Origin of the sequence: Bradyrhizobium sp. LA2.1, assembly GCF_040547725.1 — a bacterium.
In the GTDB taxonomy this organism is placed as follows: Bacteria; Pseudomonadota; Alphaproteobacteria; order Rhizobiales; family Xanthobacteraceae; genus Bradyrhizobium; species Bradyrhizobium barranii.
Window position 1 is genome coordinate 1 of record NZ_JBEPQI010000064.1, and the last position, 9,399, is coordinate 9,399.

Genomic DNA, 9,399 nt, shown 5'->3' on the forward strand with positions numbered 1-9,399 from the left:
ATCCGCTGCTTGACCTCTCGAAGCGACGCCGCCCACAACGCAAGCGTCTCCTCAACCGACGCGGCCCGCGTCCACGACATTCGAATCATGGTTGCACATGGATTCAGAAGCCCGCAAACAAAGCAACTGTAATGCTAAGCGCCTGGTCGCCGAGATTGGGGAGGGCGAGGGCCGCCGCCGCGTCGAGGTCGATCAGCGCTTCTATCGCAATGTCGACCACGGCTACGCGACGACGGTGCATAAGGCGCAGGGAGCGACCGTCGACCGGGTCAAGGTGCTGGCAACGCTGTCCCTGGATAAGCACCTGACCTATGTCGCGCTGACCCGCCATCGCGAGGATGTGGCGCTGTATTATGGCCGGCGTTCGTTCCAGAAGGCCGGGGGCCTGATCCCGATCCTGTCTCAGCGCAGGGCGAAGGAAACGACCCTCGATTACGAACGCGGCAGCCTCTACCGCGATGCGCTTCGCTTCGCCGCAAACCGCGGACTGCACATCGTTCGGGTGGCGCGCACGCTCATGAGCGACCGCCTGCGCTGGACGGTTCGCCAGAAGCAGCGCCTCACCGAAGTCGGCCGTCGGCTGCGTGCGCTCGGTGCAAAACTCGGCCTCGTCGATGGCCGTAAACCCATCATCAACACCGCACATAAGGAGGCAAAGCCCATGGTCACTGGGGTGACGACATTCCCCAAAATCTCTCATCGACACCGTCGAGGACAGAATCCTGGCGGACCCCGCCATCAAGAAGCAGTGGGAGGATGTCTCCACCCGCTTCCGCCTCGTCTTTGCCGATCCCCAGCGGGCGTTCAGGGCGACGAACTTCGACGCCATGCTGAAGGATCCGGCCGTTGCGAGCACGACGCTCGCGTGCATCGCCGCAACCCCGGAATTATTCGGCGCGCTGCGTGGAAAAAGCGGTCTGATGGCCGGCAAGGCGGACAAGGAGGAACGCCAGCGCGCAGACGCCAATGTGCCGGCGCTCCGGCGCGACATCGAGCGCTACTTACGTCTTCGCGCCGAGGCCGAGCACAAGCACGAAGCCGAGGAACGCGCGATCCGGCATCGTGTGGCCATTGACATCCCCGCTTTGTCGCGCGACGCGCGTCGCGTGCTCGAGCGCGTGCGCGATGCCATCGAACGCAACGACCTGCCGAGCGCGCTTGAGTTCGCGCTCGAGGACCGGATGGTGAAGGCGGATATCGACGGTTTTAGCAAGGCCGTCGCAGAGCGCTTTGGCGATCGTACATTCCTGCCGAACGCCGCTAAAGAGCCCAACGGGCAGATCTTCGAGAAGGCGGCTGCCGGCATGGATCCGGCGCGGCGCGAGCAGCTGAAAGAAGCATGGCCCGCCATGCGTGCGGCACAGCAGCTCGCAGCGGGGGAGCGCACCGCGCAGGCCCTCAAGCAGGCCGAAGCGCAGCGCCTGATCCAGAGCCAGGGACAGACCCTGAAATGAGCAGTCGGCGCTCCCCCTTGGCGATCCTGGTGGCTGGCGCCGGGCTCGTCGCCGCCGTGGCTGGCGCCGGCTGGGGCGCCGGACTGCGCATCAACATGACGTCGAGCTATCCACGCGGCCTGTGGCGGATCGAGAGGCTGGATCGGGCAGCCGCCGTCGGCGATCTCGTCTTCATCTGTCCGCCCGACACAGCCGAGTTCGAACGGGCATTCGCGCAGCTACATTCGGCGCGGACTTTGCGCCGGGGGCTTAAGCCCACTCATCAAGACCGTCGCTGCCGTCGGCGGCCAACAGGTCGATGTGGCCGAGCAGGTCTCGATCGATGGCCGTCGGTTCCCGATTCCAATGTCCGGCATACCGATGCCGTCGGCCGTCCTTTCTTAGCCTTTGCCGGGGGCGTCATTCCCGCCGGCGAGCTCTATCTCCACTCCGATTTCGCAGGCTCCTATGATTCCCGCTACTTCGGCCCGCTCCCGTCATCGGGCGTTCTCGGCCTTGCCCGGCCCGTCTTCACCTTCGGTCGGTAGCGCCTGGCGCGCCGTGGCGATGGTCGTTGCCGCGGCCGCGGTCGGGACTCCTGCCTGGTGCGGTCACGCGCTCGCCCTGCCGCTCGCCTGCGCCTTGGCCCGGTGACGATCCCGGCGAACGCCTACTACGGACCGCAGACCGCACGCGGGATCGCAAATTTCCCGATCTCAGGTATTCCGATCAATCACTTTCCCATTTTATTAAGGGCTAGCGTTCGTGAAGACGGCTGCGGCAAGGGCAAATGCGCGTCTTGGAGATCTCCAGCAAGATAAGGCCGACGTAATCTGCGAGGTCTGCAGCGAAATAGCGCGAGGAGTGCTGTGGAGAGAATTTCCGCTCGACGTTTTCCAGGGAGGAGCGGGAACGTCGACCAATATGAACATCAACGAGGTGATTACGAACCGTGCCCTTGAGATGATGGGCTTGCCGCGCGGGCGATACGACGTCGTGCACCCCAACAACGACGTTAATCTGTCTCAGCCCACAAATGACGTCTGTCCGACGGCAATCCGGCTCTCGATCCTGTTATCCCATGGGCAGCTACAGGCGGCGCTCGAACGCCTCGCGATTGCCTTCGAGGAAAAGGCGGCGTCTTTCAGCGAAGTGATAAAGCTCGGCCGAACGCAATTGCAGGATGCTGTCCCCATGACGCTGGGACAGGAATTCCAAGCCTTCGCGACGACACTTCGCGAGGATGTCGCTCGGCTCGGAGAGATCGCCGCATTCTTCCAGGAGATCAATCTTGGAGGCACAGCGATCGGTACCGGCATCAATACCAACTCCGACTATCAGGCGCTGGCGGTATCGGTGCTTTGCAAGATCTCGGGTCTCCCGCTCGTGGCCGCCGGCAACCTGATCGAAGCATGTTGGGATACCGGAGCCTTCGTTTTGCTCTCGGGGATGCTCAAGCGAACCGCCACTAAGTTGTCAAAGATCTGAAACGACCTAAGAATACTTTCTAGTGGACCGCGGCGAGGACTAAATTAAATCAATCTACTGCCGCTTCAGCCGGGCTCATCAATCATGCCTGGCAAGGTCGATCCGGTGGTGCCGGAAGTCGTCAATCAGGTTGCATTCCAGATCATCGGCTACGACCTAACATTTACGCTTGCTGCCGAAGCAGGGCAGCTCCAATTGAACGTCATGGAGCCCGTGATTGCGTACAATATTCTTCACTCTCTCGAGCTACTGACGAATGCGATCGAGGTGCTGCGCACGAAGTGCGTCAGCGGGATGGGCAGCGTTCTATAAGTTCACCGACTTCACCGCGCACGTATTCCGGCGCATCGACCACGTCGTATTCTGGAAAATGGCGCACTGGCTGGGGCACAAATACCGGTTCTCGCATCAAACCTTTGATGCGGAAATGGTACCGACCCCCGGAACCGGGCAAGGCGAAAACCTGGCTCGTGTTTGGTCGAAATGAACGCGGCGGGGCCCCACCGAAAAGCACTTTACCGGCTTGTCTCAAGATGGCGCAATCCGGAGGAAAATCCCTACATCTTCCGAAAAGAAGCCCGCAGCACTGTCACCTCGCGCTATCAGGATGTTGCTATGGCCATGGGCCAAGCTTGAACAGAGAGCCGTATGCGCTGAAAGGTGCACGTACGGTTCGGGGAGGAGAAGCGCGCTCGCGCTTCTTACTCCACTCCCGATCGGACGCGGCTTCCTCTATCTGGTGGCTGTGATCGATTGGGCGAGCCGGGCCGTGCTGAGCTGGCGCCTGTCCAATACGATGGACGTGTCGTTCTGCATCGACGCCCTGGAGGAGGCGCTGGCGCGGTTCGGCAAGCCGCAAATCTTCAACACCGATCAGGGCAGCCAGTTCACCAGCGCGGCCTTCACCGGCGTGCTGGAGGCCGCCGGCATTCGGATCTCGATGGACGGTCGCGGCCGCTGGATGGACAACGTGTTCATCGAACGGCTGTGGCGCAGCCTCAAGCACGAGGACGTCTATCTCAAATTCTATGCCGACGGCAAAGAGCTGCACGCGGCCTCGCCGACTGGATCGCCTTTTATAACGAGGAGCGCCCGCACCAGGCAGACGGCTATCGCACGCCGATGGCGGTCTGGCGCGCCGGTGACCTGCCACTGAATTTTCATCCAGCGGCAGTTAGAGTCTCGGGGTTTTGTGAAACGCTCCCCAAAACTAAGCCAGCCAGAGCTGGAATTTTCCGGGTTCGGCTCATGCCGGCGGGGGGCGCCGATGAGCCATTCAACAGCGATATCGGCGCCTTGTTGCCAATCGCGCTGTGTGGGCGGATTTCGTTGTAGTCTCTACGCCAATCCTCCATTTTCTGCCGGGCGTCGTCAAGACTGAGGAACCAGTGCGTGTTCAGGCATTCGTTTCTGAACTTGCCGTTGAAGGATTCGATGAAGCTGTTGTCCGTCGGCTTGCCCGGCCTGGAGAAATCGAGAACGACATTCTTCTGGTAAGCCCAGATGTCGAGATCGCGGGAGACGAACTCCGACCCCTGGTCGACGCGAATGGTCTTGGGATAGCTGACGGTTTGGCAGACGCGTTCCAAAGTCAGCACGACATCCTCGCCTCGATAGCTGAAGCGCGGATCGACGGCTGGAGAGAAGCGACTGAAGATATCGACGATGGTAAGCACACGAATCTTGCGACCGGTGGCGAGCTGGTCATGAACGAAATCCATCGCCCAGGCCTCATTGATTTGACCTGCTTCCATCCTGTCCTCGCGTAGCTTGGCCTTCACACGACGCTTCGGCGTTTTGTTGCGCAATTGCAGGCGCAACTCCTTGTAAAGACGATAGACACGTTTGACGTTGATGGCCCAACCGTCACGTTGCAGCAGGACATGGACGCGGCGGTAGCCGTATCTCACCCGCGTCTCGCAGATGTCCTTGATCCGATTTTTGAGGGCGGCCTGGTCACCGCGCTTCGACTTGTAGACGTAAAGTGCGCGATCAATTCGAAGGGTCGAACAGGCCCGCCTGATCGAGACCTTCCAGTCGCTCCGCACCTTGTCGACAAGCTCCCGCTTGCAGCCAGGCCTCAGAGCTTTTTTGAGAGCACGTCCTGCAGCATGGCCTTGTCCAAGGACAGGTCGGCGACAATCCGCTTCAGCTTGGCATTCTCCTCTTCAAGCTGGCGCAGTCGCTTCATCTCGGAGGGCATCAGGCCCGCATACTTCTTCTTCCAATTGAAATACGTCGCCTGACTGATCCCGGCCTTCCGGCAGACCTCCGCCACCGCCGCGCCATCTTCCGCCTGCTTCAAAACGAACGCGATCTGCGCTTCCGAAAACTTCGATGCCTTCATGGAACTCTCCTCGTCCCGGTGGGATCTTAATTGGAAAATTCCAGTTCAGATTGGCCTCATTTGGCGGGTGCATGTCACCGGCGCTACAGCAAAGGCTGTGGACATGCTGGACAACGCCGAAGAGGCGTTGCCCACATGCCCACAACCTCAACAACAGACGCAGACAGAGGCCCTCGCGGCCTGATATCAGAAAATCGGAGCGGCGAGACTTCCAACTAACCCGTCTTATTCGCGAGAGGGCGCCTGAGAGGCTGGCGAGCGTGGTGTAAGGCGCTGATGCGGCGTAGGATTCGGTTGCAAAGCCAACCCCATCAGCTTCAGCCGCGAACACCACGCCCGCCATGACCGGTGATACGATTCTGCCCTTCTCGTTTCCAGCCGTTCACGCCAAGAAAGTCACAGCTGCCTTCGATGGTGGGCGGCTAACCTCGAACGGGGGCGTGATGCTTCTGGCGATGGCCGAGCGGCGTCTCGGTTTGGCCGACAATTTGGCCCGGGTGTTCCCGGATCGGCGCGATCCGACGCGGGTCGTGCACAGCCTTGTCGATATGTTCCGCGCGCGCATGTTCGCGATCTGCTGCGGCTACGAGGACGCCGACGACCTCGATCATCTGCGGTCCGATCCCGCATTCAAGCTGGCCTGCGGACGGCTGCCGGACACGGGTCGCGATCTGTGTTCCCAACCGACGCTGTCGCGGCTGGAGAATGCTCCGCGCCTGCGCGACGTGATCCGACTGACCTACACTTTGGTCGACGCATGGATGGATAGCTACCCGCGCGAGCCGGCATCCGTCACGCTCGACATCGATGATACCTGCGATGTCGTCCACGGCCATCAGCAGCTCTCGCTGTTCAACGCTCATTATGACGAACGCTGCTTTCTGCCGATCCACGTCTACGACACGGAGAAGAGCCGGCCCGTGGCGGTCGTGCTGCGGCCCGGCAAGACGCCGGGCGGCGTCGAGGTGCGTGCCCATCTGCGCCGCCTGATACGGCATATCCGGACGCGGTGGCACAACACGCGAATTACGTTCCGTGGCGACGGGCACTATGCCCGGCCGGAGGCAATGGCGTGGTGCGAGACCAACGGCATCGACTACATCTTCGGTCTGTCCGGCACCAAGCCGCTCGCCAGAAAAGTCGACGCGGTCGCCGACGACATCCGCACGCGACGCGCCATCGAGAACCTGCCGGTTCTGCGTGGCTATACCGAGACGCGCCACAAGGCAAAGTCCTGGGATCGCGAACGACGCACCGTCGCCCGTATTGAGGCGACGATGCTCGGCCTCGACATCCGCTTCGTCGTCACCAGCCTCGATGTCGGCTCGGCCGCGTGGATCTACGACAGCCTGTATTGCGCGCGCGGCCAAGCCGAGAATCTGATCAAGCTGCATAAGACACAGCTCGCCTCCGACCGCACCAGCTGCCGTTCGGCGCTCGCCAATCAAGTCCGCCTCGTTCTCCACACCGCCGCTTATTGGCTGATGCTGACCGTGCGCGACGCGATTCCCAAAGCCCGGGAACTGGCCACAGCCGAGTTCACGACGCTGCGTCTTCGTCTCTTGAAACTCGCTGCCCGTGTCGTCGAGACCACGAGCCGCATTCGCCTTGCGTTTGCCGCGGCATGTCCCGAAGCCGACCTGATCCGCGGCTTGCCAGGCGCGCTGCTGCCGCTCGGTCCTTGACCGGCGGGGCGTCCGCCCCCCGTTCGCCCAACCCATCCCTCAAGCGCGTTGCAAAGTACGGGTCGTCAGGCGGTGAAAAGCCGAAGGCAATCCTGTGCGCCTCGTCAGAGCAGATGTGCGGCCACATCAATCGGACTAAAAAAACGCACTCTCACGAATAGGACGGGCTAAGAAGGCGGCGTCAGTGGTCCTGCTCCCGGGGTCCACTTGGCTGGCTGGCTGAATATTCATTTTCTGTCATTTTCCAACAGCCGCTTTGGCCTCACCAAAATTTGCCCTCAACGGATAAAGCATTCGGGTCACTCGAAAAGACGTCCTTTGAAGATGGTGGTGACGAGCACGCCATTTTCTGTCGTTATCCCAAATATTCTTGGTCCCGCTGAGAGCCGAATTTATTTTTCTTTTAGCATTTCGCTTATAAAAAAAGCCATTATTCTCTTTCGCTTGCCCAAAACGGCACGCAACTTTTTGCGAGGCTTGAAAGGCCTCAGCGGTCATCTATTTATAACCTCATAATTCTTGCCATCCCACAACCACTTCTTTCATCGCAAACAGAATTAAATATCTCGTTTCAGGATGCCGGAACGTTACACATGGAAGTTCAGCCATAATGTGACCAGCAACCTTAGACGCGCTCTTGAGAACGCCAGGATAAATTATGAAGGCCCAGAGAATGAAGCCAATGTTACGCTTAAATACTATTATGGGAATGAGGCTGACGCTCAAACGACCGTGTCCGGTCGACGTTTTTTCGGAACTTGGGTCGAAGGCGGTCGCCCATTTGCTACGGAGGAGGGGGGGCGCGAGTGGTTCATCGCTGTCAAGAGCGCCCCGGACCTGACCGGTGAGATCGAGGTGGTAGCATGGGGGCGTGGGAAAAAGGAATGATCGAAGTCGCCGTATATTGGCCTGGGCGCTTATTGTGGTGTTGTGTGTATTGTTTTGGATGTTTTTGTTTGCCCCTTTAGGGTCTTAAAGCTGTATTTGGCGGCCCGTCATAGCGGCGGGTTCTCTGTAATAGTCTCTTTGAAAATAAGTCGAGGCCAATTAATAAAATGATCGTTTGTGTTTGATTATTGCCGTGGTGCTTTTAATGCGAGTTTTTGTGCCAGGGATCGTCTCAAAACACGCACAAGGTTTGAGAATTGAAAAACGACTAAAAATATGTTGAAATAGCTATTAGCACATTAGAGAAAAAATATAAATTGGATAAAGTAAGATTGTATCCGGTTTCTGTTGAAAAAGGCGGCTGTTGCGACGCAGAGGGATCAGTGATTCAGTCTGTCTAGTTGGCAGGACTGAAGATCATGATGGGGCATCGGCAAGTCGAACAGTCTGCGTTGTTCTATGAGTTCTCGCTCGAAAGGCATATTCCCACCGACCACTTGCTCCGGTCGATCGATAGATTTGTCGACCTTGAAAAGATCAGGCAGGAGCTGGCACCTTTCTACAGCAGTATCGGTCGACCTTCGATCGATCCCGAGCTGATGATCCGGATGCTGCTGATCGGTTACTGCTTCGGCATCCGATCGGAACGGCGCTTATGCGATGAGGTTCATCTCAATTTGGCCTATCGGTGGTTCTGCCGGCTCGGTCTGGATGGGGCGGTGCCGGATCACTCGACATTCTCCAAGAACAGGCATGGCCGCTTCCGGCAGAGCGACCTTTTCCGTCGCGTATTCGAGAGCGTGTTCGGCCGCTGCATCGAGGAGCGACTGGCCGGCGACCGAAAGCCCAGCTTTCCCAGAACATCTGATGGAGGAGGTGTGTAGCCGCGAGAACCTTCAAAGAGCGTGGAAACGCGTTCAGGGAAACAAGGGAGGTCCTGGTGTCGATGGGATGACCATCGACGTCGCCAAGGCATTCCTGCGTGAGCACTGGCCAGCAATTCGGCTCCAATTGCTCAACGGGAACTATCAGCCACGGCCGGTTAAACGGGTGGAAATTCCGAAACCGGATGGTGGGGTCAGAAGGCTCGGCGTTCCCTGTGTCGTCGACCGCCTGATTCAGCAAGCCGTGCTGCAGGTTCTTCAAGAACAATGGGATTCGACGTTCTCCGAGCACAGCTACGGATTCCGGCCGGGACGGTCGGCGCACCAGGCCGTAGCCCAGGCACAACGCTACATCGCCGAGGGCTACAACGTTGTGGTAGATCTCGATCTGGAAAGATTTTTCGACCGAGTCAACCATGACATCTTGATGTCGCGCGTCGCCGCACGGGTGACCGACAAGCGCGTGCTCAAACTCATCCGGGCGTTCCTGAACGCCGGGGTGCTGGAGGACGGCCTGATCAGACCGGTGGAAGAGGGGACCCCTCAGGGTGGTCCGCTCTCGCCCTTCCTCAGTAATATTGCGGCGCGGCAATCAGGATGGAAGTGCAGCGTCAATCAGGATGAGAGAGCTTCGCCGGGCTCGTGACGCAGGGAGGGCGTAGCCCGACCGGAGT

General features: G+C 59.3%; 5 protein-coding genes and 5 pseudogenes. 8 read left to right on the forward strand and 2 right to left on the reverse strand.

Going from position 1 to position 9,399, the window contains the following annotated elements; genetic code table 11:
- Positions 1 to 139: 139 nt before the first annotated feature.
- The 5 genes and pseudogenes from ABIB95_RS46890 to ABIB95_RS46910 all read left to right on the forward strand — a co-directional run.
- Positions 140 to 1,454, forward strand: a pseudogene (locus ABIB95_RS46890) (BID domain-containing protein); the annotation flags it as partial.
- Between the two features lie 17 nt (positions 1,455 to 1,471).
- Positions 1,472 to 1,981 (forward strand): S26 family signal peptidase, encoded by a 510-nt coding sequence (locus ABIB95_RS46895; protein WP_354249157.1) that lies wholly within the window; start codon positions 1,472 to 1,474, stop codon positions 1,979 to 1,981.
- Between the two features lie 54 nt (positions 1,982 to 2,035).
- Positions 2,036 to 3,218: pseudogene (locus tag ABIB95_RS46900) on the forward strand (aspartate ammonia-lyase); the annotation flags it as partial.
- Complete coding sequence (locus ABIB95_RS46905) at positions 3,178 to 3,408, forward strand: group II intron maturase-specific domain-containing protein (RefSeq protein ID WP_354249158.1); 231 nt, start codon at positions 3,178 to 3,180, stop codon at positions 3,406 to 3,408. The pseudogene ABIB95_RS46900 and the gene ABIB95_RS46905, both read left to right, overlap by 41 nt.
- A gap of 213 nt (positions 3,409 to 3,621) precedes the next feature.
- Positions 3,622 to 4,043 (forward strand): annotated as a pseudogene (locus ABIB95_RS46910) (transposase); the annotation flags it as partial.
- A 137-nt stretch (positions 4,044 to 4,180) separates the two neighbouring features.
- On the opposite strand, the pseudogene ABIB95_RS46915 reads toward ABIB95_RS46910, so the two are convergent.
- Positions 4,181 to 5,268 (reverse strand): annotated as a pseudogene (locus ABIB95_RS46915) (IS3 family transposase); the annotation flags it as partial.
- Between the two features lie 341 nt (positions 5,269 to 5,609).
- Between ABIB95_RS46915 and ABIB95_RS46920 the strand changes: the two are divergent.
- A complete protein-coding gene (locus ABIB95_RS46920; RefSeq protein WP_354249159.1) occupies positions 5,610 to 6,953 on the forward strand; it encodes an IS1380 family transposase in 1,344 nt (447 codons plus the stop codon).
- Between the two features lie 237 nt (positions 6,954 to 7,190).
- Here ABIB95_RS46920 and ABIB95_RS46925 read toward each other — a convergent pair whose 3' ends face one another.
- Positions 7,191 to 7,451 (reverse strand): hypothetical protein, encoded by a 261-nt coding sequence (locus tag ABIB95_RS46925; protein WP_354249160.1) that lies wholly within the window; start codon positions 7,449 to 7,451, stop codon positions 7,191 to 7,193.
- A gap of 809 nt (positions 7,452 to 8,260) precedes the next feature.
- Here ABIB95_RS46925 and ABIB95_RS46930 point away from each other — a divergent pair.
- Positions 8,261 to 8,677 (forward strand): annotated as a pseudogene (locus ABIB95_RS46930) (transposase); the annotation flags it as partial.
- A 115-nt stretch (positions 8,678 to 8,792) separates the two neighbouring features.
- Positions 8,793 to 9,371, forward strand: a complete 579-nt coding sequence (locus ABIB95_RS46935; RefSeq protein WP_354249162.1) for a reverse transcriptase domain-containing protein — start codon at positions 8,793 to 8,795, stop codon at positions 9,369 to 9,371.
- Positions 9,372 to 9,399: the final 28 nt, after the last annotated feature.